The 255-nt window shown below is 48.2% G+C and carries 1 protein-coding gene; it reads right to left on the minus strand.

Annotated elements, in window-relative coordinates:
* Positions 1-193 (minus strand): hypothetical protein (locus tag ACRXB1_RS37715; protein WP_449494911.1); only part of this gene is annotated, 193 nt, incomplete at its 3' end.
* Between the last annotated feature and the right edge of the window lie 62 nt (positions 194-255).

Here is a 255-nt window from a genome sequence, read left to right on the forward strand (position 1 = left end):
CATCGCCTGTGATCGCCAAGGCATCCACCACATGCACTTGTTCGCTTGACCCTATAACGAGTGCGTCTCCGAGACTCCTCCCGACTCCGAACCGAAGTTCAGCTTCGAGGGAAACCTCTTTCACACCACTATAGGTTGAGTATTCGTGTTGCGCCGTATTCCAAAGCAATCTCTCGATCACTTTTTCATACATTGATACAATCACAACCCTGATTCACCTACTCACACACCCATCTCTAAGTATGCTTTCGTGAA

It is taken from the genome of Caballeronia sp. M23-90 (assembly GCF_053574605.1).